This window comes from Collinsella aerofaciens, assembly GCF_015670745.1.
Classification (GTDB): domain Bacteria; phylum Actinomycetota; class Coriobacteriia; order Coriobacteriales; family Coriobacteriaceae; genus Collinsella; species Collinsella aerofaciens_T.
Map to the genome: position 1 here is coordinate 1 of NZ_JADPCH010000021.1, position 22739 is coordinate 22739.

Annotated in this window: 23 protein-coding genes; 11 read left to right on the forward strand and 12 right to left on the reverse strand. The window is 61.2% G+C overall.

What is annotated here, in order from left to right:
* Nucleotides 1-275 precede the first annotated feature (275 nt).
* From I4W07_RS07725 to I4W07_RS07755, 7 genes are all read left to right on the forward strand, one after another.
* Entirely contained in the window at nt 276-1214 is a 939-nt protein-coding gene (locus I4W07_RS07725; protein WP_196026218.1) for a phosphate ABC transporter substrate-binding protein, read from the forward strand.
* A gap of 25 nt (nt 1215-1239) precedes the next feature.
* Nucleotides 1240-2148, forward strand: a complete 909-nt coding sequence (pstC, locus tag I4W07_RS07730; RefSeq protein WP_196026220.1) for a phosphate ABC transporter permease subunit PstC — start codon at nt 1240-1242, stop codon at nt 2146-2148.
* On the forward strand, nt 2141-3067 hold the full coding sequence (gene pstA / locus I4W07_RS07735) for a phosphate ABC transporter permease PstA (protein WP_196026221.1): 927 nt from the start codon (nt 2141-2143) through the stop codon (nt 3065-3067). The genes pstC and pstA overlap by 8 nt, the downstream gene beginning before the upstream one ends.
* Entirely contained in the window at nt 3064-3936 is an 873-nt protein-coding gene (pstB, locus tag I4W07_RS07740; protein WP_196026223.1) for a phosphate ABC transporter ATP-binding protein PstB, read from the forward strand. The genes pstA and pstB overlap by 4 nt, the downstream gene beginning before the upstream one ends.
* Nucleotides 3937-4099: 163 nt before the next feature.
* Nucleotides 4100-5959, forward strand: a complete 1860-nt coding sequence (locus tag I4W07_RS07745; protein ID WP_195502717.1) for an ABC-F family ATP-binding cassette domain-containing protein — start codon at nt 4100-4102, stop codon at nt 5957-5959.
* A gap of 6 nt (nt 5960-5965) precedes the next feature.
* Nucleotides 5966-6736, forward strand: coding sequence for a Cof-type HAD-IIB family hydrolase (locus I4W07_RS07750; RefSeq protein ID WP_196026225.1), 771 nt, complete (start codon nt 5966-5968; stop codon nt 6734-6736).
* Between the two features lie 208 nt (nt 6737-6944).
* Nucleotides 6945-7334 carry a metal-dependent transcriptional regulator gene (locus tag I4W07_RS07755; RefSeq protein ID WP_196026226.1) on the forward strand — a complete coding sequence of 130 codons (390 nt, stop codon included), beginning with the start codon at nt 6945-6947 and terminating at the stop codon, nt 7332-7334.
* A 283-nt stretch (nt 7335-7617) separates the two neighbouring features.
* Here the strand turns inward: I4W07_RS07755 and I4W07_RS07760 are convergent, their stop codons facing one another.
* The 5 genes from I4W07_RS07760 to I4W07_RS07780 all read right to left on the reverse strand — a co-directional run bounded on the left by I4W07_RS07760 (nt 7618) and on the right by I4W07_RS07780 (nt 13435).
* Nucleotides 7618-9570: a heavy metal translocating P-type ATPase gene (locus I4W07_RS07760; protein WP_196026227.1), complete on the reverse strand. Its 1953-nt coding sequence runs from the start codon at nt 9568-9570 to the stop codon at nt 7618-7620.
* A 100-nt stretch (nt 9571-9670) separates the two neighbouring features.
* Nucleotides 9671-9889 (reverse strand): cation transporter, encoded by a 219-nt coding sequence (locus tag I4W07_RS07765; protein WP_117735568.1) that lies wholly within the window; start codon nt 9887-9889, stop codon nt 9671-9673.
* A gap of 63 nt (nt 9890-9952) precedes the next feature.
* On the reverse strand, nt 9953-10318 hold the full coding sequence (locus I4W07_RS07770; RefSeq protein WP_055285819.1) for an ArsR/SmtB family transcription factor: 366 nt from the start codon (nt 10316-10318) through the stop codon (nt 9953-9955).
* A gap of 389 nt (nt 10319-10707) precedes the next feature.
* Nucleotides 10708-11829: a hypothetical protein gene (locus I4W07_RS07775; protein ID WP_196026229.1), complete on the reverse strand. Its 1122-nt coding sequence runs from the start codon at nt 11827-11829 to the stop codon at nt 10708-10710.
* Between the two features lie 637 nt (nt 11830-12466).
* Entirely contained in the window at nt 12467-13435 is a 969-nt protein-coding gene (locus tag I4W07_RS07780) for a 3'-5' exonuclease (RefSeq protein WP_006235437.1), read from the reverse strand.
* A 172-nt stretch (nt 13436-13607) separates the two neighbouring features.
* Here I4W07_RS07780 and I4W07_RS07785 point away from each other — a divergent pair, with 172 nt between their 5' ends.
* Nucleotides 13608-14714, forward strand: a complete 1107-nt coding sequence (locus I4W07_RS07785; RefSeq protein ID WP_196026231.1) for a putative manganese transporter — start codon at nt 13608-13610, stop codon at nt 14712-14714.
* A 105-nt stretch (nt 14715-14819) separates the two neighbouring features.
* Here I4W07_RS07785 and I4W07_RS07790 read toward each other — a convergent pair whose 3' ends face one another.
* Nucleotides 14820-15302, reverse strand: coding sequence for a YaiI/YqxD family protein (locus I4W07_RS07790; RefSeq protein WP_196026233.1), 483 nt, complete (start codon nt 15300-15302; stop codon nt 14820-14822).
* The gene (locus I4W07_RS07795; protein ID WP_196026235.1) at nt 15303-15905 is read right to left on the reverse strand and encodes an HdeD family acid-resistance protein; all 603 of its coding nucleotides are present in this window, start codon (nt 15903-15905) and stop codon (nt 15303-15305) included.
* Nucleotides 15906-16141: 236 nt separating this feature from the next.
* On the opposite strand from I4W07_RS07795, the gene I4W07_RS07800 reads away from it, so the two are divergent.
* From I4W07_RS07800 to I4W07_RS07810, 3 genes are all read left to right on the forward strand, one after another.
* On the forward strand, nt 16142-16813 hold the full coding sequence (locus tag I4W07_RS07800; RefSeq protein ID WP_195235055.1) for a nitroreductase family protein: 672 nt from the start codon (nt 16142-16144) through the stop codon (nt 16811-16813).
* An 82-nt stretch (nt 16814-16895) separates the two neighbouring features.
* Nucleotides 16896-17438: a histidine phosphatase family protein gene (locus I4W07_RS07805; protein ID WP_196026236.1), complete on the forward strand. Its 543-nt coding sequence runs from the start codon at nt 16896-16898 to the stop codon at nt 17436-17438.
* 17 nt (nt 17439-17455) lie between these two features.
* Nucleotides 17456-18091, forward strand: coding sequence for a histidine phosphatase family protein (locus I4W07_RS07810; RefSeq protein ID WP_138374914.1), 636 nt, complete (start codon nt 17456-17458; stop codon nt 18089-18091).
* A 129-nt stretch (nt 18092-18220) separates the two neighbouring features.
* On the opposite strand, the gene I4W07_RS07815 is transcribed toward I4W07_RS07810, so the two are convergent.
* The 5 genes from I4W07_RS07815 to serC all read right to left on the reverse strand — a co-directional run bounded on the left by I4W07_RS07815 (nt 18221) and on the right by serC (nt 22699).
* Nucleotides 18221-18901, reverse strand: coding sequence for a DUF1015 family protein (locus I4W07_RS07815; protein ID WP_195235056.1), 681 nt, complete (start codon nt 18899-18901; stop codon nt 18221-18223).
* Between the two features lie 39 nt (nt 18902-18940).
* Nucleotides 18941-19561 carry a M20/M25/M40 family metallo-hydrolase gene (locus I4W07_RS09190; protein ID WP_230317556.1) on the reverse strand — a complete coding sequence of 207 codons (621 nt, stop codon included), beginning with the start codon at nt 19559-19561 and terminating at the stop codon, nt 18941-18943.
* 12 nt (nt 19562-19573) lie between these two features.
* Nucleotides 19574-20161, reverse strand: a complete 588-nt coding sequence (locus I4W07_RS09195; protein WP_230317557.1) for a M20/M25/M40 family metallo-hydrolase — start codon at nt 20159-20161, stop codon at nt 19574-19576.
* 177 nt (nt 20162-20338) lie between these two features.
* Complete coding sequence (locus I4W07_RS07825; protein ID WP_196026238.1) at nt 20339-21502, reverse strand: phosphoglycerate dehydrogenase; 1164 nt, start codon at nt 21500-21502, stop codon at nt 20339-20341.
* A gap of 72 nt (nt 21503-21574) precedes the next feature.
* On the reverse strand, nt 21575-22699 hold the full coding sequence (serC, locus tag I4W07_RS07830) for a 3-phosphoserine/phosphohydroxythreonine transaminase (RefSeq protein WP_196026240.1): 1125 nt from the start codon (nt 22697-22699) through the stop codon (nt 21575-21577).
* Between the last annotated feature and the right edge of the window lie 40 nt (nt 22700-22739).

The following is a 22739-nucleotide window of genomic DNA, read 5'->3' on the forward strand; positions in this document are numbered from 1 at the left end:
CGGCGGCCCGTTCTGGGCGCGCCTCAATCGTAGCCCGAGATGGTCCCAGGCTGACAATTTCGACTGTAATGGACGTTCCTTTGGTGTAAAAGGTGCGCCATGTTCGGCGCTGGATTGTTATCCGTTTGTAAAGGCCGTGCTGCGCTTGCGGTAAGGGTCTATCAGATGCCCGTAAAAAACCGCAGTTGGCGCTGGTGCTGCCCGGTCGGGGCCGTATCTTTCCAAACAGCAAAGCGGGCAGGGTGCCCGCGAGTCGCATGTATGAAAGGAAGATCATGCTCGATCAGGCTTATTCTCGTCGTCAGTTCCTCGGCCTCGCTGGTGGTCTTGCCAGCATCGTCGGTCTCGGCCTCGTTGGTTGCGGCGGCTCCGGCGCATCCGACGCCGCCGACAAGGGTAGCGCCGCTGCTGCCGAGTCCGTCTCCGGCGAGGTGACCTACGACGGCGCCTCTTCGTTCCAGGCCCTCGTCGAGGCTGCCGCCGAGAAGTTCATGGACGCCAACCCCGACGTCTCCATCTCCGGTTCGGGCAACGGTTCGGGCAAGGGCCTGACCGCTGTCGCCGCCGGCACCGTCACCATCGGTAACTCCGACGTCTTCGCCGAGACCAAGCTCGAGGCCGACCAGGTCAAGAACCTCGTCGACCACGAGGTCGCCGTCGTGGGCATGGGCCCCGTCGTCTCCAAGAACGTCAAGGTCGACGACCTGTCCCTCGAGCAGCTCAAGGGTATCTTCTCCGGCCAGATCACCAACTGGAAGGAGGTCGGCGGCGACGACGCCACCATCGTCGTCCTCAACCGTAAGGCTGGCTCCGGCTCCCGTGCTACCTTCGAGGCCGCCGTCTTTGGCGACGAGGCCGTCGACTTTAAGGGCGACGCCGAGCTCGACAAGTCCGGCGACGTCCAGACTCAGATCGCCAGCACCGACAACGCCATCTCCTACCTCGACTTCTCGCACTTCGATGACTCTAAGTTCAACGCCATCAAGGTCGAGGGCGTGGAGCCCAAGAGCGAGAACGTCACCGACGACTCCTTCAAGATCTGGGCTACCGAGCACATGTACTGCTCCAAGGACGCCTACGAGGCCACCAAGGCTTTCCTCGACTTCATGCTCTCCGACGATGTCCAGGGCAAGCTCGTCGAGGAGCAGGGCTTCATCCCCGTCTCTGCCATGAAGGTCGTCAAGGACGCCAGCGGCAAGGTTTCCGCTAAATAAGTAATCGCCCCCGGAAAGGTTTGCAATGGCAAAACAGCTGCCAAAGCGCGACCTTGAGAATGCGGGCCTGGGCGTCACGGGCGCGTGCGTAGCGCTCGTGACGCTTGTCGTTGCCGCGCTCATCTTTATGGTCGCCCAAAAGGGCCTCTCGGCTTTTTTCAAGGACGGCGTCTCGATCGTCGAGTTTTTTACCGGTACCAAGTGGGACCTGGCCAACACGGCCGAAAACGGCCTGCCCTACACTGGCGCCCTGCCCCTGATCGTCACCTCGTTTGCGGTCATGGTGCTCTCCACGCTCATCGCACTGCCCATCGCCATCGGCTCTGCCATCTTTGCGGTCGAGATTCAGCCTAAGTTTGGCTCCAAGGTCTTTCAGCCGCTTATTGAGCTTTTGACCGGTATTCCCTCGGTCGTCTTTGGCCTGATCGGCTTTCACGTGGTCGTCGGCCTTATGAAGAGCGTTTTCCACGTGAGCACGGGTCTGGGTATCCTTCCCGGCGCCATCGTGCTGGCCGTCATGATCCTGCCGACCATGACCACGCTTTCGGTCGACGGCCTGCGCGCCGTGCCCGACAGCTACCGCCAGGGCTCGCTCGCGCTGGGCTACACCCGCTGGCAGACCATCTGGCACGTGGTGCTCAAGTCCGCCATGCCGTCGCTCATGACTGCGGTCATTCTGGGTATGACCCGCGCCTTTGGCGAGACGCTCGCCGTGCGCATGGTCATCGGCGGTATCGAGGCCATGCCGACGTCGCTGCTGTCGCCGGCCTCGACCATCACCACCACGCTCACCACGTCCATGGCGGTCTATGCCGAGGGCTCGGCCCAGGACGATGTTCTGTGGGCGCTCGGTCTGCTGCTGATGGGCATGAGCCTCATCTTCATCCTGATCATCCATCTCATTGGCCGCAAGGGGGCGAAGGCTCGTGGCTAGCACGCGCATCCACATTGACGAGGCGAGACTCGGGCGCGTCCAAAAGCAGGACCGCATCGCCACGGGCGTGCTGACGGCGATCGTCGCCATCGTCATGCTCATCGTCGTCTCCATGGTGGCCTATATCCTGTTTGAGGGCGTCTCGACGCTGTTCCAGCCGGGCTTTCTCACGGAGCCGTCGCGCGCCAACGGAACGCAGGGCGGCGTGCTCTACCAGCTGTTCGACTCGTTCTACCTGCTGCTGATCACCCTGATCATCTCGGTGCCCATCAGTCTGGGCGGAGCGGTCTTTTTGGTTGAGTACGCGCCGGACGGACCCATCCGCGACATCGCCTCCACCGCCATCGAGACGTTGTCCTCGCTGCCTTCCATCGTCGTCGGCATGTTCGGTTTTCTGGTGTTCTCGGTGCAGCTGGGCTGGAAGTACTCCATCATCTCCGGCGCCGTCGCGCTCACCATGTTCAACATCCCCATCCTGGTGCGCGTGATCCAGCAGGCGCTCGAGGACGTGCCGCAGGCCCAGCGCGATGCGTGCCTGGCCATGGGCCTCACTCGCTGGGAGGCCACGCTGCACATCCTGATCCCCGAGGCCATGCCTGCCATCGTGACGGGCATCGTGCTTTCGGCCGGTCGCGTGTTTGGCGAGGCCGCAGCACTGCTTTTTACCTCGGGTATGAGCTCGCCGGTTCGCCTGAACTTCTTGAGCTTTAACCTGTCGAGCCCCACCTGCGCTTGGAACGTGTTCCGTCCCGGCGAGTCGCTCGCCGTGCACATCTACAAGATCTATGGCGAGGGCAGCCCCGAGGCCCAGCAGATCGTCTGGGGCACCGCTGCACTGCTGATGATTTGCGTGCTGCTGTTTAACGTAATCGCCCGCATTGTGGGCAAGCAACTGGCAAGGAAGATGACGGCCGAATGAGCGAGATGAATGTAACGCCCGCAACCGAAGCGGCATCGTCCGACACCCGGGACTTCCTGTCGAGCGTGGGGGAGAGCGAGAAGCGCGTGCGCGTGAGCGGCAAGGCCGTGAGCGACGAGGTTGTGCTCTCCACCAAGGACGTCAACGTGTACTATGGCGACCACCATGCACTGCACAATACGTCGCTCGACTTCCACAAGGGCGAGATCACGGCGCTCATCGGGCCTTCGGGTTGCGGCAAGTCGACCTTCTTGCGTAGCCTCAACCTTATGAATCGCGAGATTCGCGGCTGCCGCGTGGAGGGCGAGATCAACTATCGCGGGCGCAACGTGAACACCAAGACCGAGAACACCTACGAGTTGCGTCGCTCCATTGGCATGGTGTTCCAGCAGCCCAACCCGTTTCGCAAGTCCATTCGCGACAACATCACGTTTGCGCCTAGGCGCCACGGCATCACCGACCGCGACGAACTCGACCGCCTGGTCGAGGAGAGCCTGCGCGGCGCGGCGCTGTGGGACGAGGTCAAGGACAAGCTCGACAAGAGCGCCTATGCGCTTTCGGGCGGTCAGCAGCAGCGCCTGTGCATCGCGCGCACGCTGGCGCTCAACCCCGACGTGATCTTGTTCGACGAGCCCTGCTCGGCGCTCGACCCCATCTCGACGCTGGCGATCGAGGACCTGATGTCATCGATCGTTGCCGACCGCGCCATCGTCATCGTGACGCACAACATGGAGCAGGCGTCGCGTGTGTCCAACCGCACGGCGTTCTTCTACATGGGCGATATGGTCGAGTACGACGAGACTGACGAGATTTTCCAACGGCCCAAGGATAAGCGGCTGAATGATTACCTCACCGGCATGTTCTCCTAGTCCGGGACATGCTTGAGGCCCGCGGCGGCCACGGTTGCCACGGGACTGATTGGAGAGGCGGGTCATCTCTTTTGGGAGATGGCCCGCCTTTTTGTGTCGTGTGCGGCCCGCCTTTTCGCTGCTATTATGGACAACGTTGAATTTCTACGAAGGAGCAGGGCATATGGCGATTCTTTTGGGATGCGATTCCGTCAGCCTAGAGTTTCCCACCAAGCATATTTTCGATAGCGTGACGCTCGGCGTGGGCGAGGGCGACCGTATTGGTATTGTCGGTAAAAACGGCGACGGCAAGTCGACGCTGCTGAGCGTGCTCGCCGGCACGCTGGAGCCCGATGACGGACGCGTGACGCACCGCCGCGGCACGACGATCGGTCTGCTCGGCCAAAAGGACAACCTGGTCGATACTGATACCGTGCATCATGCCGTTGTGGGCGACGCCCCCGAGTACGAGTGGGCGTCGAGCCCCCGCACGCGCCAGATCCTCGCCGGCCTCATCAGCGATGTGCCCTGGGAGGGCACGGTGGGCGAGCTTTCGGGCGGTCAGCGCCGTCGCGTGGACCTCGCGCGCTTGCTGATCGGCGATTACGACGTGCTCATGCTCGACGAGCCCACCAACCACCTGGATATGCGCACCATCAACTGGCTCGCGCGTCACTTAAAGGCCCGCTGGCAGCGCGGCCAGGGTGCCATGCTCGTGGTCACGCACGACCGCTGGTTCTTGGACGAGGTCTGCACCAGCATGTGGGAGGTCCACGACGGCCAGGTCGATCCCTTCGAGGGCGGCTATTCGGCATACATCCTGCAGCGCGTGGAGCGCGACCGCATGGCCGCCGTTACCGAGGAGCGCCGTCGCAACATGGCGCGCAAGGAGCTCGCGTGGCTGAGCCGCGGTGCCCAGGCTCGTTCCACCAAGCCCAAGTTTCGCGTGGATGCCGCTCGTGAGCTGATCGCCGACGTGCCGCCCGTGCGTGACGAGCTGGAGCTCAAGCGCCTGGCCGTGAGCCGCTTGGGCAAGCAGGTTATCGATGTGGTCGACGTGGATGCCGGCTATGCCGATACCGACGGCGCGCCCAAGCAGGTGCTCACCGATGTGACCTGGCTCATTGGTGCGGGCGACCGCTATGGCCTTTTGGGCGAGAACGGCGCCGGTAAGTCGACGCTGCTCGACGTGATCCAGGGCAAGATTGAACCCACGCGCGGCCGCGTGAAGATTGGCCAGACAGTGCGCTTTGGCGTGCTGTCGCAGCAGCTCGAGGAGCTCAAGCCCTACATGGGCGACACGATCCGCGAGGTGCTCGGCAACTATAAGAAGTACTACGTCATCGACGGCAAGGAGACTTCGCCCGAGAAGCTCTGCGAACGTCTGGGCTTTACGACGCAGCAGCTCTGGAGCCGCATCGGCGATCTTTCGGGCGGCCAGCGCCGTCGCCTGTCGCTGTTGCTGACGATTCTGGACGAGCCCAACGTGCTCATCCTGGACGAGCCGGGCAACGACCTGGATACCGACATGCTCGCGATTGTCGAGGACCTGCTGGACGGCTGGCCCGGCACGCTGATCCTGGTGACGCATGACCGCTTTTTGATGGAGCGCGTGACCGACCAGCAGTGGGCGCTGCTCGACGGCCACCTGACGCATATGCCCGGTGGCGTGGACCAGTACCTGCGCCTGTGCAACGCTACCGCCGAGGGCGAGCCCGTGGGCGCGCCGAGCGCCAAGACCGGCACGTTCGACACCGGTGCCGCGGCAGCTGCGGCCGAAAAGCCCAAGTCGAGCGGTCAGCCCAACGGCCTGTCCAACGCCGAGCGCCAGAAGCTCCGCCGCGAGGTGAGTTCGCTCGAGCGCAAGATGGAAACGCAGCGCACCCGCGTTGAGGAGGCCGAGGCAGCAATGGCCCAAGTCGATCCCACCAACTACACGGCGCTCGGCGAGCAGCAGGCAAAGATCGACGAGGCTCACGCTGCCATGGACGAGCTGGAGATGGCGTGGCTCGAGGCGAGCGAAAAGCTCGAGGGCGAGGAGTAGGCGAGAATGATCAAAGCCGCATTTTTCGATATCGACGGCACGCTGCTGAGTTTTAAGACCCACCAGATTCCGGCGTCGGCGCAGCGGGTGCTCGACAGCTTTCGCGAGCAGGGGATCGCGTGCGTAATCGCCACGGGTCGCCCGACCTACCAGATGCCGGATTGGCTGTTCGACCTGGGTTGGGATGCGTACATTACGCTCTCGGGTCAGCACTGCTTTGATGCCGAGGGGGTTTACCGCAGCTGTCCGATCGATCCAGACGACGTTGCGGTGATCGTGGACCAGGTGGCGCAGGGGTGCTATGACTCGCTGTGCATGCAGGGCGAGAACTCGTTTGTGAACCGCCTGTCCGAGCGCGTGGTGACGGCTGGCAGCAACGCGGGAATCGTCTATCACGAGGAGTCGTTTGAGCACGCCTTTGACGCACCGGTCTACCAGTTTTGCGCCTTTGTTGATCCGGCCGGCGAGCATGTCGTGACCGATGCCGTGTCGCATTCGCTCACCACGCGCTGGTGCGACCTGTTCTGCGACATTATTCCCGCTAACGGCGGCAAGGACCTGGGTGTGGCGGCGACGCTGGAGCGTCTGGATATCGACGCGAGCGAGGCGATCGCCTTTGGCGACGGCGAGAACGACCTATCGATGTTTTCCGCCGTGGGCACGAGCGTGGCCATGGGTAACGCACAGGACACGGTGAAAGCTGCGGCGACCTATGTGACGACCGCCGTGGACGACGACGGAATCTACAACGCCGCGAAGCACTTTGGACTGTTATAACTGCGGCTCGGCACTTAGGGATGCTCCTTTTCTGCCGGCAGCTGGGGGACACTCCTTGCGGGGCGTCCCCATTTTGTTTTCGTCCCGCACGTTTTGTGAAACACGGCTAACTTTTAGACAAAGTAGTAAGACATGGGCAACTTTTGCGGTAAAGTTAGCCGTGGAAAGTATCCAAAGGCTAACTAGCAATCATCGCGAAAGGCGGCCCATGGCCCTACGTGAATCCGGAGAAGACTATCTCGAATCGATCTACGTTCTGTCGGAACGTCAGGGCATCGTGCGCTCGATCGACGTTGCGGAGCACCTCGGCGTAACCAAGGCGAGCGTTTCCAAGGCCATGGCGACGCTGGAAAGCAACGGCTATGTCGAAATGGGCAAACGAGATGTTCATCTGACAGAGCGCGGTCTGGAGGTCGCGCGCCAAATGTGGGAGCGCCACTGCTTTTTCGTGGGGCTTTTGGAGGATGCAGGCGTATCGGCCGAGGTGGCGTCGCAAGAGGGCTGCCACATGGAGCACTGCCTGAGCGAGGAAAGCTTTGAGAAGCTAAGATCGATGCTGGGGCGGGACGGTGCTTCGGCGCCAACAATGACCGACTAGCACTCCCGCAACGGCGCGCCTCCCGCGCCGGAACGGTGCGGGACAGCGACCGAGACGAGTGGTCCCACCAACTAAGTCCAACTCAGACAAGGAACCCCACCAGCAAGCGATGCCCAAGAACCGCCAGCTGTGTCAACGCAGGTCGGGGCCGGGCTTGGTTTTGAAAACACTCCGCAGCGCGAGGCCCGTCTTTCCGTTGCTCCGCAGGAGCAGGAAAGACGGGCCTCATGCGCGAGGACGTTTTCAAAACCAAGCCCGGCCCCGACCGGACAGACCACAAACGCTACAGGTTCTTGACACCCATCGCGCGCATGGCGTTCAGGATGGCGATGATCGCCACGCCTACGTCGCCGAACACGGCAAGCCACATGTTGGCGATGCCCAGTGCCGCAAGCACCAGAATCAGCAACTTAATGCCCAGCGCAAAGATGATGTTCTGCCAAACAATCGACATGGTCTTGCGCGCCACGCGGATCGCGCGGGAGATGTTGGACGGTTTGTCGTCCATGAGCACCACGTCGGCGGCCTCAATCGCGGCGTCGGAACCCATAGCGCCCATGGCAATGCCAACGTCTGCGCGGGTGAGCACGGGCGCATCGTTGATGCCGTCGCCGACAAAGGCGAGCTTGCCCTTGCCCGATTCGGCTGCCAGCAGCGCTTCAACACGCTCGACCTTGTCGCCCGGCAGCAGCTGCGCGTGGAACTCGTCGAGACTGAGTTGCTTGGCCACAGACGCCGCAACCTCCTCGCGGTCGCCCGTGAGCATGACGGTGCGCTTGACACCGGCGGCGTGCAGGTCGCGAATCGTTTGCTCAGCATCGGCCTTGACGGTGTCTGCAATCACGATGTGGCCGGCGTACACGCCATCAACGAGCACATGCAGAATCGTTCCGATGACCTCGCAATCGGGCGCTTCGACTCCGGCCGCGGCGAGCATCTTTGCGTTGCCAACGACGACGTGCTTGCCGTCGATGGTTGCCGTCACGCCATGGCCCGCGTCGTTGGTGGAGTCGCTTACGCGCTTGGGGTCGACCTCGCCCTGGTAGGCGACACGTACGGACTGCGCGATGGGGTGATCGGAGAACGACTCAGCAAGGGCTGCGACTTCGAGCAACGACTGCTCGGTATAGCCGGCCTCGGGGTGTACCGCGACCACCGAGAACGTGCCGTTGGTGAGGGTGCCCGTCTTGTCAAAGACGACGGTGTCCACGTCGGCGAGCGTCTCGAGGTAGTTAGAACCCTTGATGAGAACGCCCAGCTTGGACGCGCCGCCGATGCCGCCAAAGAAACTGAGCGGCACGCTGATCACCAACGCGCACGGGCAGCTGACGACCAAGAAGGTCAGGCCGCGCAGAATCCAGTCGGACCAGGCACCGGTGACCAGGCCACCGCCGAGCGCGAGCACCGCGGCAGCGCCGGTGACGGCGGGCGTGTAGATGCGGGCAAAGCGCGTGATGAAGTTCTCGGTGCGTGCCTTCTTTTCGCTGGCATTCTCCACGAGTTCCAGGACGCGTGCGACGGTGGACTCGCCAAAGGGCTTGGTGGTGCGCACGTGGATGAGCCCCGTCATGTTGATGCAGCCGCTGATGATATCGTCTCCGGTTTTGGCCGGGCGGGGGACCGACTCACCGGTAAGGGCGGCGGTGTCGAGCTGGGTTTCGCCCTCGACGATGACGCCGTCGATAGGCACGCGCTCGCCGGGCTTGACCACGATCACGGTGCCGACCGCGATGTCATCGGGGAAGACCTGTTCGAGTGAGCCGTCGGCTTGCTCGACGTTAGCGTAGTCGGGCGCGATGTCCATCATGGCGCTGATCGACTTGCGGCTCTTGCCCACGGCGTATGCCTGGAACAGCTCGCCGACCTGGTAGAACAGCATGACGGCGGCGCCTTCGGCCATGTGCGGGTCTGTGTCGGGGAAGAGCACCATGGCAAACGCGCCGATGGTCGCGACTGCCATAAGGAAGCTCTCATCGAAGGCCTTGCCGCGGCGGATGTTATTGAATGCCTTTTGCAGCACGTCGTAGCCGGCAATCAAAAACGGTATGAGGAACAGCATAAAGCTGGCGTAGATGTCGCCCGGGGTACCGAATGCGGCGGTGAGGGTGCCGAGCTCATCGAGGGCGTACACCACGGCAAAAATGCCCAGCGCTACCAGGATGCGGTTGCGCTTATGCTCGAGCGACTCTTTCTTCTTACGCTTCTTCTTTTTCTTCTTGGGGTCGGCGGTGGCCATGACTCGTATCCTCCCATTTGAATGTATGAACACTCGCTCATACAATTTCGCGAGCAAAGGCCGCGGCAAGCGCGGCCTTGCGGGTTGGCGTAAACCTGAGCTAGAGAATGATCTCGCAGTCCGGCTCGGCGTCGGCGGTGAACTCCACAACGCGGTCGAGGACCTCGTCGAACTCGGCTTCATCGGCCTCGAGCGTTAGCTTCTGGGTCATAAAGTTGACCGAAACGGACTTGACGCCCTCGAGCTTGGCCAGCTCGTCCTGAAGCTTACGCGCGCAGTTGGCGCAGTCGATCTCGTCGAGCTTGAACTGCTTTTTCATGGTGGATTCCTTTCCCCGTATTTGCGGCTTGGGTGCAGGCCGCGCTGGTACCGTGGTTGGTCGCTATTCGCAGATGTGGCTCATGCCCTGGTTGAGCATGGTGTAGACGTGGTCGTCGGCGAGCGAGTATAGGATATTGCGCCCGTCGCGCCGGAATTTAACCAGGTGCGACTGCTTGAGTGTGCGCAGCTGGTGCGACACCGCGGACTGCGAGGTTTCGGTCGCTTCGGCGATGTCTGCCACGCAGAGCTCGCGGCCCATGAGGGCGTAAAGGATCTTGATGCGCGTGGTGTCGCTGAAGACCTTGAACAGGTCGGCGAGGTCGTAGAGAAGCTCCTCGTCGGGAAGGTCCTCGGGCGAGCAGGTGGTGGGGATCGCGGGTTCGGTGGCCTCGATGTCGGGTTTCGTTTCATCAACGCGGATGCTCATTGCAATATCCTTTCATATGAACATGCGCTCATATAACTTGCTTTCGATTATATGAGTGTATGTTCATATGTCAATACAATTTGCGTTAATTTCGATGACTGCTTGCCGCCTCTGCGATTTTCTGTGGGTTGGGAGACATCGACGCAATGCTCGCCAACATATTTCGAGATGTTCGGCTAGCATGCTAAGAAAGCCACCTTGAGAAGCATTAGAACTGTTCATATTTGTACTTTATCGTGTCAAATACCGCGAGAATCAGTTCTTCCTCTACGGGAGTTCCTGCAGAATCAGTTTTATCTAAAGTTATATTGAGCATTGCTGCAGCCAATCTGGCACATCGGTGGCCGAATAAGTCGAAAAATGTAGGTGGACATCCGCAGAGATCGCCTTTAGAAGAGCGAATTCTCAATTAGATCAATAATCGTGTCGTCTTCCGTGCGGTTTTCATCGATTTTTGCGAACATGTCGCATTCCCAAGCCCCATTGATTTCCTCAGCAAGGGCCCCGACGTGTTGCATGTCGTCGGGTTCGGGCACATCGTTGATGCTCGGGTCATCAGCTTGCGGATATTGGCTTGCAATTTCGCGCTTGGCGGCCTCTTCTTCTTTGAGTGACTCCAGGACGCGGCGACCGTATTCGAAGTAGCGCCGCAAGACAAATTGACGAAGAGTTTCTTGCAGGATGGCGAAGTTATCCGGGAGTCGACCGGGCCATATCTTCTCGCGAATGCGAATCGCTTCCATGACCCGTTTAAAAGCGGACTGCTTGAAAAACGAATGACGATTAACTGTGATAACGGCATATCCCATGTTTCGCAGCGTGTTTCGGCGCTCCTCGTCAATTGATTGCTGCTCGGGTTCGTCGTGGTAAAAGCCGTTGTATTCGATATCGGTCATCGAATTTTCGAGCAGCGCGTCGAGGTAGAAAACCGTCCGTCGCGTTAGGGCGGCGTATCTTTTGGGGACTGGGATCGGATAATCCGTTTTGATAGCGCGTATGGCTAAGCCACCCATTGACTTGGGCATTGTCAGCATCATGACAAACGCCGTTTCGAGTGGGGAGCGACAGCCTTCGTGTACATAAGAAAGTGCCTTAAGTGCTTTATTAGATCCACGATACCCCGGTGCCTCTGAAAAGAAGGCTCTGAGCTCTTCAACGCTGGTTAGGGCTGGGCGCTCGCGATATTGAGTTTCGTCGGACGTTCCAAGCGCGTAGGAGCCGCAGATTTCAAAGTAATACTCAACGAGCTCCGAAAGGTTGAGGTCGGCTGTTGCTTCTAACGCGCACAGCTTGATGTCGACGATGTAGACGTTCGGCTCGAGTTCTAGGTAGCTTTCTGCATCAAACGTATAGCGCGTGCAGTGGCAGATGCAGCCCTTGCGGTGCCTTTTGGCATTATTGGAAAACGTCAGCACATGGATACGTTCAGAATCGACATTCTTTCTGTTGAGCCATGCTCGTGCCGCTTCCAGGTCGGACGTGGTCGGCGCAGACACCCTGATCTTTTCCATAGGTATGGGACCGGTCGCGTAGCTTGCGAGCGAGTTGGCTGTTTGGTATACAGCGCGTGCCGTGGTATGTGACAGAATGATTCCCATACGCGCATGATGGCATAGCGGACGCCGCATACGCCCGAAACTTCGGGCAACGGTATTGGGGCGCGGCTTATCTTCTGCGAACGGTGGGTTTTTGAGCTGTCGTATTGAGGGAGCAGCTTTGGCTGGGGAGGTTTCTGCCGGCTGCCCCTTTTTGATGAACTTTAGTTGCGGATTCGTAGCTTCTAAGCGTTTTTGCCGACCGCTCAGATGCCTCACCAACATAATTTGAGTTATTCGGCCTTATCCTATACAAATGGTGCGATCGCAACGTCCTATTCGAATTGATTCAGGTAGATTTATGGGGCTTGGTTGCGAAATTAAGGCGATTTTAGCTTCGATTGCGGTTCAAGGGGCCTTGACTAGTGGTTCAGCTGGCCGAACAACTCGAAAAATGTAGGTGGGCCAACCTGCCGACTATGTGAAGCACGCGTATTTGCTCGTTTTGATGAAAACTAGGGTGCAGCCATAAGGCTGCGCCCTAGTTTACTGCGTGTCGGTGTGCCCAGACGGATTGCGCTGTGCCTGGCAGGCGCTCCCGCAGATGGATCGGTTATTTCGCGAATAGGTTCTTGAGGTTGAACTCGGCCTGAACCGTGCGGAGCATGAGGTCGGTGTCGTCGAGGCCCAGATGCTGCTCGTTGGCGTCGGCGGCGAGGGTTCCACGGCGGCGCGCCCAGTTCTCGAGCGCGGCGGGCGCGGATTCGCGGGGGAGCGAGCGGACGTCGGCATCCAGGCTGCGGCAGATCTGGCGCGAGTCGATGACGATGATCTTGCCGGCGCGGCGTGCCTCGGCGTAACCGTCCAGGTGGATCTTGAACCAACTGTCCTCAAAGGCGGCGTTGTGCGCCATGTACGGGTACTTCTTCATAAGCTTGAGCAGCTGCTTCTGCAGTTCCTTGTTCTCGCGGAACGGCTTTTTGCCGTCGATGTCGTCCCAGGTGATGTGGTGGATATTCGACAACGGCACATCCTCGCCGCGGTAGATATCGGGCAGGCCGCAGTAGTGTGCCTCGGCGTCGTGCGGGACGGCGTCGCTGGTGAGCTCCATGATTTCCCAACCCACATTGATGATATAACCGCGCTCGGGTGCACGGCCGGTGGTCTCGATGTCGATACCGAGCACGGTGCCCTGGATGGGCTTGCGGGCGTAGGCCACGCCGAGCGCGTCGCGGTCGCCGCGGATCTCGCGCATGACCGACGCGGCGGTGCGCTTTTGCATCTTACCGATGGCGGCGCAGGTGTCGGCATCGGACAGGCCGCGCGAAAGCGTCGCGGGCGTCACGTTGCGCAGGCGCGCCTCGCCAATCTGGTCGCACAGGTCGCGGTTGCGGTCAGCCAGGTCGCGCACGGTGGCAAAGTCGAAGCTGGGGTCGCCCTCGGCGGTAAAGTACTCGGTTTCGAGCACCTTAAGGGCCTCCTCGCCCTTCTGGCGCTCGGACTCCATGGCGCCGTGATCGCCATAGATAAACATGGGGATAAACGGCTGACGCTCGTATTCGAGTGCTTGTGAAACGTTCATATAACTGCTCCTTGGACGGGCCGCACCGCGCGGCTCGGGTTCATTGAGATGTGGCGAGATGATAGTTTACCATGGGCAACTATTGGCATCGCGCCTAGGACAACTACAATACCCTAGTTGACCGCTAGGACTTTTACAATGCTGCCGAAAGACATGAAAGGTTCCATCCGTCATGGATTTGCTGATTGATATTCTGCTCGACGCCGGCAAGGACACGCTCTCGCTGGCGCCGTTTTTGTTGGTGACGTATCTTGCTCTCGAGACACTTGAGCACGTTGCGGGCGACCGCGTCAACGGCGCTATCAAGCGCGCCGGCGCTGCGGGTCCTGTGGCTGGCTCGCTGCTGGGCATTGTGCCGCAGTGCGGATTTTCGGCCATGGCAGCAACGCTGTACGCCGGCCGTGTCGTGACGCTGGGCACGCTGGTCGCCGTGTTCCTCTCGACCTCCGATGAGATGCTGCCGCTGTTGCTCGCCGAGCAGGTGCCCGTGCAGACCATGGCGATGCTTTTGGCTTCGAAGGCACTGATCGCGCTGGTCACGGGCTTTATCGTGGACGCGGCTATCCGCGGCCTTCGTCGTAATGCCCGCGCGCATGCGGCGATTCGCCGTACCGTGCTGGGGACCGCTGCCAATCCGGCTCATGTGAACTGCGCGCACGACGACCATACCGGGGGCGACATCATTGATGAAGTGGCCGAGGCGGGCGTGAGCGCCGACCACATCCACGAGTTGTGCGAGCGCGACCATTGCGGTTGCGATGATGATGAAGATGAACACGAGCGCGACCACGGACACAGCCATGACCACGGTCACGCAGGCGAGCATGAGCACCACCACGGCCATGGGCACGACCACGGTCACTCCCGCTCTCACGAGGGCGCGCCCCTCCTGTCGATTATTCGCAGCGCCATCTCGCACACCGTGCAGGTATCGGTATTCATTTTTCTGGTGACGCTGATTCTGGTCGCCGTGCTCGAGACCTTCGGCGAGTCCGCGATCGAGCAGTTCCTGCGTGGCAACGAGACGCTCGCCGTCCTGGGTTCGGCGCTTGTCGGCCTGATTCCCAACTGCTCGGCCAGCGTCGTCATCACACAACTGTACCTGGAAGGCGCGCTGCAGCTGGCCCCGATGCTCGCCGGCACGCTCATCTCTGCTGGTGTGGGCTACCTGGTGCTGTTCCGCACCAACCGCAGCGCCCGCGAAAACGTCCTGTTCCTGATCATGATGTACGTCATCGGTGCCGGCTGGGGCCTCATCCTCTCCGCCGTTGGCCTTTAAGTAGATTATTGGGACATGTCTTACGATCTACCCCTGTGACCAGGGCATTTCCGCTGCCAAAACAAAAAGGTAGATTTCCGGGCATGTCCCGAAAATCTACCTTGGTTAGCGCAGCAGCTCGGTGAGGTTGCGCTTAAAGCGGGCCCGGTCTTCGCTGGTAAATGCCGCCGGACCGCGAGTGCGACCGCCGGCGCGGTGCACCTTCTTTTCCTCGTGGCGAATAAACAGTTGCATGTCGATGGTCGCCTTATCGTAGACGCGCCCGCGCACGCCGATGGCGGCGGCATCGCGCCCGAGCACCATGCTCGCCAAGCCAATGTCCTGCGTCACGACTACGTCGCCCGCCTGCAGGCGTTCGACAATGGCAAAGTCGGCGCTGTCGGCGCCCACGCTCACATCGAGCGTCGTGACCCAAAATCCGCGTCGCGCATGCTCGACGTCGCGCGGATCGTCGCGGCGAATGTGGCGTTCCAGGTTCTGTGTGCTGTTGCCGGCGATAACGACGGCGACGCCCGCCCGCCGCGCGCAGTCAATCGACTCGCGCGTGACCGGGCAGGCGTCTGCATCAATAAAGAGCGTTCGCGGCATCTAGTGCACCAGTTTGCCAAATTGAATAGCGCGAACAATCAGCGTTACGCCAAACACCAGCAGTGCGGTGCCGCTAAAGATGACGAGCATCTTGGCCGACCACAGCGGATAGATAAACACGAACATGCCGGCGATGATGGAGAGCGCGCCGCTCAGGATGGCGAGGGCACGGTTGGACGAAAGCTCGGACTCCAGAATGGACATGACACCTTCGACGATCCAGCCAAAGCCGGCCACGATAACCACCATCGTGGTGAGCGTCGCGGTCGAGAAGGCCTGGTTGCGCAGGATTATGACGCCGCCCAAGATAATGAGTAGGTTGGAGATGATGTTCGTCACGCGCCAGCCGGTGGGCAGCAGTGGCTCGAAAACAGCGGTAAACAGCCTGATCGCGGCCGTGATCACAAAGTAGAAGCCCAAGACGGTCGTTAGGAAGACGAGGGACTTGGCGGGCGCAAACAGCAGTGCGATGCCGGCGACGAGCGCCAAGACGCCCGTGATGGCGTAAATCCAGCGCACGGCCTTGACGGCCTTGCCTGCCATGCTTTTCTCGTCAAATCCAAACTGGCTCGATTTTTGGTCATCATTCTTAAAGATGCCCATAATGTCTCCTTTCCGTGCGGCGTAAGCCTTGATCGTTACGACCAGTATCGCCTAAAGGCGCTGACGTATGGGTCGGGGAGGGTGAAACGTAACCCAAAGGCCCCGAATTGTTTCCGTTGTTCCCCACGTCGCGATTTTCTATTCAACAGGTGTAGAACATTGCGGCCCTGTTCGTTATTGCCTACGTTTTAGGTTAGATTTTCCTAAGAACAATTGCCCGAAATTGGGGGGTCCCTATGAACGAAGCAGTTCCCGCAGCGCCGGTAAGCGCTGAGTCGATGGCAAAGCAGGGTTGCGAAAAGCTCGGCTTGGACGCGTTTGATGCGTTGGTTCGCTGCGCCCGCACGTGCCGTCGCTTTGACGAGTCCATGCGCGTGCCGCGTGAGCTTTTGCTTGAGCTGGCGGAGCTGGCGCACCTGACTCCCTGTGGTGCCAATGCTCAGCGTCTGCGTTTTCATGTGGTAAGCGGTGCAGAGGACTGCGCGCGTGTATTTGACGAGCTTGCATGGGCCGGTGCGCTCAAGGATTGGCCGGGTCCCGATGAGGGCGAGCGCCCGACCGGCTACATCGCGATTCTTGCCGAGCGCGCCGTTCCGGGTAAGCCCGCCGCTCCTATTACTGAGGTCGACACGGGCATTGCCGCGCAGACGATGATGCTCGCCGCCCGCAGCGCCACGCCCGAGGTGGCTGCCTGCATGTTCAAGGCCTTTACGCCCCACGCGATCGATGCCATGGGGCTCGATAGCGACAAGTATGAGCTCAAGCTGATCATGGCGTTTGGCGTTCCGGCCGAGACGCAGGTGATCGATGCGATCGATTCCAACCCCGACGGCTCAATTAATTACTGGCGCGACGAGGCGCAGGTGCACCACGTACCCAAGCGCCCGCTTGCCGACGTACTGGTGTAGCTGAGCGTCACCGCGGTGTGATCCGGCGGTAAACCACCACAAAGGTACCTGTCCCCTTTGCGGTGGTGCGAGGGGAGGACGTGTGGCAGATTTGTATTTGGTGCGGCATGGGCAGACTGAGCTCAATGTGCAGAACATTTTGCAGGGTGGGCACGATTCGCCGCTTACGGCGCGCGGGCGCGAGCAGGCGCTGGCGACGCGCGCGGCGTTTGAGGCGCGTGGCGTGACCTTTGACCGTGTGTATTCCTCGCCGTTGGGCCGGGCGCGGCATACGGCTGAGCTAATTGCTGGTGAGGGCTGCTCGATAGAGCTGGTCGATGACCTGCGCGAGTGGCATTTGGGCTCGCTGGAGGGTACATCAAATCGCGAGATGCCGCCGCAGCCCTGGGGTGATTATCCGGTGGCCTTTGGTGGCGAGTCGGAAGTGCAGCTTCAGTCGCGCATGGTCGCGGCGCTTTCCCACATCATGGCCAGGCCGCAGCACGACTGTGTGCTGGCAGTCTCCCACGGCTCTTCCTGCCAGGAGTTTCTTGAGTATGTGACTGGCAGGGGAGAGCTACCCGACAACGGTGCCGTGCTTCATTTTGGCTATTGCGACGGTGCGTTTTCGCTCCTTGATTGGTAACGAACGAAAGGACCCCTATGAATAAAGACCTGTATCTGGTTCGTCATGGGCAGACAATATTCAACCTTAAGCGCATTATTCAGGGTTGGAGTGACTCGCCGCTCACGCAGCTGGGATGCGACCAGGCGGCGCGTGCCGGCATGTTCTTACGTGCGCGCGGCATTGAACCCGATCATGCCTACACCTCCACACTTCATCGCACCGAGCAGACTATCGCCAACCTGTGGCCGGGCTTGGCGTACGAGCGCCTGGACGGTCTGCGTGAGTGGTTCTTTGGCGACTTTGAGGCCGAGCGCGTGATGCTTATGCCCGAGCGCCCGTGGCGAGATTTCTATCGTCAGTTTGGCGGCGAGGGCCAGATGCAGGTGCGCGAGCGCATGGCGGCGACGATAACCGATCTTATGCGACGTCCGGACCACGAGTGCGTGCTCGCGGTGAGCCACGGTTCGGCTATCAAGGAGTTTTTGGACCACGTGCGGGGCGCGGCGGCCGACGAGCGCGAACGCGTGCCGGGCAACTGCTCAGTGCTGCATTTTGCGTTTGACGATGCGGCCGATACGTTTGAACTGGTCGAAGTCTTTACGCAGGAAGACTACGCGCGCGAGCTGGGGCTTGAACCGCTCGTGGCTACTGCGGGTCCGCAGCGCGGATAACGCGAGCGCGGCGGCACGGGTCGTCGGCATAACTTCTCGACGCAAAAGGGGCGGAGATGCATGTACCTGCTGCATCTCCGCCCCCTGTTTGTTGGGCTGCCGATTTTTGTGCTGGACGGTCTGGTCTTGCTAGAACCGCGCGACCTGGTGCGTGAGCAGACCCGTCGGAACCTGCGCCGCGCCGCCGCTGACCTGCGCGGCGGGGAAGAGCGCAGCTACGGCAAAGTTGAACGGCTCTTTGCCCGTGTAGGTGCCGGCGGCACGTGCATCGTCGGCCAGGAGCTGTGATGCCTCGACTAGTGCGACAGCGTAGGCAGGGTCGTCGGCCAGTGCCGGCTCCGGCGCCTGGTCGAGCATGGCGCGGATGGCCCCGACGGCGTCCTCGCGCTTGACCTCCCACACGCGGTGCGTAATGCCGGCGGGGTCGGTGACGGCATAGAGTGAAGCGCCCTCTTTTGCGGCGCCGAGGATGATATCCATGACGGGAGAGGCTTCGTAGACAAGCGTTACGGGACGGGGCTGTACCTTGAGGTCGGCGATTGCGCGCGCAGCGGCGGTCGTATCGGCGGCAACCGCGTCGCCGCCCGCCAGCGCACCAACCGGGCAGATCGCCACGACACCCGTCACACGTCCCGGCTCGCCCGAGCATTCGTACACGTAATACGCCGCACCCGGGTCCTTGAGCATCAGACCATCGGCAAGGGCTCCGCGCAGAGCATCGTTGCCGCTCAGGATGCTGCCCATTGCAGGCAGCGCCTCGAGCACGCGGTCCTGAGCCGGGCGGATGCAGGGAAACGGAAGTGCTTTCATGGGCGGTCCTAACGCACGAGTCGGTTTGTTCGCGGCTTATTATGCCCCAACTTGGCCGCTCGCGTCCCAGAGCACGTTATCGGCGAGCGCGATTAGCACCTGCTGACAACGAACGATATCGGCGTGGGGCACATATTCGTTGGGCTTGTGCGCGAGCGCGAGCGACCCGGGACCGTAGCTCATGCAATTGCGGTTACCTGTCTTGCCGGCAATGACGGCGGTGTCGGTGTAGCCGGTAAAGAAGCCGACGGTCGTGTCCGCGTCCGTCACGTCATCGGCGGCACGCTTGAGCGCTGCTAGAAGGGGAGAGCTCGGGTCGCGCTCGATGGCGGGGCGGTCGCCCGTTACGGTGTAGCTGCCATGGCAACCGGGAACGGCGGCTTCGGCGACGGCGATGGCCTGCTCTACCATGCGCGTCGCGGCGGCCGTATCGGTCGGCGGGGTCAGGCGCATGTCGACCCAGACTTTGGCGCGGTCGGGTACGACGTAGGGGCGATATCCGCCCTCGATTTGGCCAAACGTGATGGTCGAAGGCCCCAGCTCATCGTGCGCGGGCAACGCCATAAACGCGCGACGGAGCGAACACACGACCTCGGCCATGGCAGCGACGGCATCCGCGCCCTTCCAGGGCTGGCTCGCATGCGCCGTCACGCCAGTCATTTCAATCTCGAATCACGTACGCCCCTTGTGCGCCACCTGGATCTGTCCGTCGGTGGGCTCGGTGTCCAGCACCCATTCACGCGAGCCGACCCAGCCAGCATCGATCGTGGCCTCTGAGCCGCGCATAAAGTCCTCCTCGTCGACCGAGCAAATGAGTGAGAAGCCACGGCGGGGCAGCTTGCCTTCTGCCGCCACGCGCTCGAGCGTATGGACCAGTGCGGCAATGGCGCAGGCCAGGCCACCCTTCATATCGCAGGCACCGCGGCCATAGAGTTTATCGTTGCGCACGATCGCTCCGAGCGGCGGAATGTCCGCGTCCCAGCCATCGCCCAGTGTAACGGTATCCATATGGCAGATATAGACGAGCCGTGGCTCGTCGCTCAGTCCCGGCACGGTGACCATAAGGTTGCGGCGCCCGGGCAGCACCTCGAGTTCCTCAACCTGCACGGCATCGAGTACCGGATGGCTCAGCTGCGCCAACCGTTCCTCAACCAACGCTTTGATATGGCGTTCAATCTCGCCCTCATACGCACCTGGGTCGGAACTGTCGATCCGCACGAGCCCTTGCGTAAGCCGCCAAGCAAAATCTGTATCAACCATAGGCACCTCACAGATAGTTAGGTCAACATACAGATTGTATGCCAAGAAGCGGCTCGGTGCATTTAATGGAGGGCTCACAAAAACGGGGACGCCTCTCGTGCGAAAGGCGCCCCCGCGGGCATTCAATGTCAGCGACGGGCAGGCCACATGGGGAACTGCCCGTCAGATCAGCCGGCGCTATTTGATCACGCGCACGCGATACATCGACGGAATCTGCTTGAGCGCCTCGATGGTGCTGCTGTCCAGGTGCTCGTCGGTGTCGAACATGGTGTAGGCGTTCTCTCCGGCGGACTCGTTGGTCATACGCTGCACGTTGGCGTTGTCCTTGGCCAGGATGGCCGTGATCTGGCCGATCATGTTGGGCACGTTGGCATGCAGGCAGGCAATGCGGCTTGCAGCGCGCGCCTTGCCCATGTTGCAAGCGGGGTAGTTGACACTGTGGGCGATGTTACCGTTCTCCAGATAATCCTTGAGCTCGCTGATGGCCATGTCTGCGCAGTTGGCTTCAGCCTCGCCGGTGCCGGCGCCCGAGTGCGTGGTGATAAACGTATTGGGCATCTTGACGGTCTTGGGCGTGGCGAAGTCGCAGCTAAACCAGCTCAGCTTGCCCTCGCGCAGGGCGGCGTCGACGGCGTCCTCGTCAATGATGGTATCGCGCGCGTAGTTGATGAGGACGGCGCCCGGGGCCAGCAGGTTAATCTGCTGGGTGCTGATCATGCCGATGGTGTCTGCCTTGCTGGGCACGTGCACGGTAAGGTAGTCGCAGCCGCGGCAGAGATCCTCGAGCGTGCCCACGCGCTGCACCTCGCGGCTCAGCACCCACGCGTGCTCAACGGAAATGAACGGGTCGTAGCCGTAGACGTCCATGCCCAGGTCGACGCAGGCGTTGGCGATTTTGGAGCCCACGTTGCCCAGACCGATGACGCCGATGCGCTTGCCCTTGAGCTCGCGGCCCACAAAGGCCTTCTTGGCCTTCTCGGCATCGACCTGAATCTCGGGGTCGTCGGCGTTGTCGCGCACCCAGTTCATCGATTGCACCACGCCGCGGCTCGAGAGCACCAGCATGCCCAGGACGAGCTCCTTGACGGCGTTGCTGTTGGCACCGGGGGAGTTAAAGACAACGACGCCCTTCTTGGCGTATTCCTCGACTGGGATGTTGTTGACGCCGGCGCCGCAGCGGGCGATGGCGCGGATGCCCTCGGGCAGCTCGCAGCCGTGCAGATCGGTGGAGCGCATCAGGATGGCGTCGGCCTCCTCGGCGGTGCTCACAAACTCGTAGCCCTCGCCAAACTCGACCTTGCCGTCTTTGGTAATGTCGTCGATGGTCTTAATCTTGCGCATGAAAAAACTCCTTAGCAGGTTTTGATCTAAACAGGGTGGTTTGAAGTGGCTGGTCGGCCCGCGCGTTGCGGGCTAGTTAGATCGCGGACTCAAACTATGCTGCGCTTCGAAGTCCTTCATGTACGAGGCCAGTGCCTGCGTGTCTTCCATGGTCACGGCGTTGTAGACGCTCGCGCGCATGCCGCCCACCAGGCGATGGCCCTTGACGTTTTGAATCTGGTGCTTGGCCGCGCCTGCGACAAAGGCCGCGTCGAGTTCGGCGTCGCCGGTGCGGAAGGTGACGTTGGCGATGGAGCGGCTGTCGGCCTGCGCGGTGCCATGGAACAGCTCGCTGTGCTCGAGCAGGTCGTAGAGCAGGTTGGCCTTGGCCCAGTTGCGTTCGGCCATGGCGGCGAGTCCGCCGGTCTGCTCCACCCAATGGAACACCTTGCCGCACACGTAGATGCCAAAGGTGTTGGGCGTGTTGAGCATGGAGCCCTTGGCGGCCTGGGTCTTAAGGTCCAGGTACTGCGGCGTCTGCGCAAAGGCGGGGCCATCTGTGATGAGGTCGTCGCGCACGATGACCACGGTCACGCCCGCGGCGCCGGCGTTTTTCTGCGCGCCGGCGTAGATGAGCCCGTAGCGCTCAACGTCGAGCGGCTGCGACAAAAAGCAGCTCGAGACATCGGCGACCAGCGGCACGTCGCCGCAATCGGGCAGCTCGTGGTACATGGTGCCAAAGATGGTGTTGTTCTGGCAGATGTAGACGTAGTCGAGCCCGTCGCCCGCGGCCTCGGCGGCAATGCGCGCGTTGATGTCGGCCATACTGGGAATGCGGTCGAAGTTGGTGTCCTCGGAGCTCGCGAGTAGCATGGCCTCGCCGTACTTGGCGGCCTCCTTGTATGCCTTGTTGGCAAAGTTGCCGGTCACGACGTAGCCGGCGCGGCCGCGGCGCATGAGATTCATGGGAATGCCCGCAAACTGCAGCGTGGCGCCGCCCTGCAAAAACAGGACACGGTAGTTGTCGGGGATGCTCAGCAGGCGGCGCAGGGTTGCCTCGGCGTCGTCGATGATCTGCTGGTACATGCTAGATCGATGGCTCATCTCGAGCACGGACATGCCGCAACCGCGGTAGTCCATCATCTCGTCGGCGATCTCGGCGAGCACGCTTGTGGGCAGTGCGGCCGGGCCAGCTGAGAAGTTGTGCACACGTGCCATCTTCTAGTCCCCCTTGTAGTCGTTTGAACGTTCGGGATAC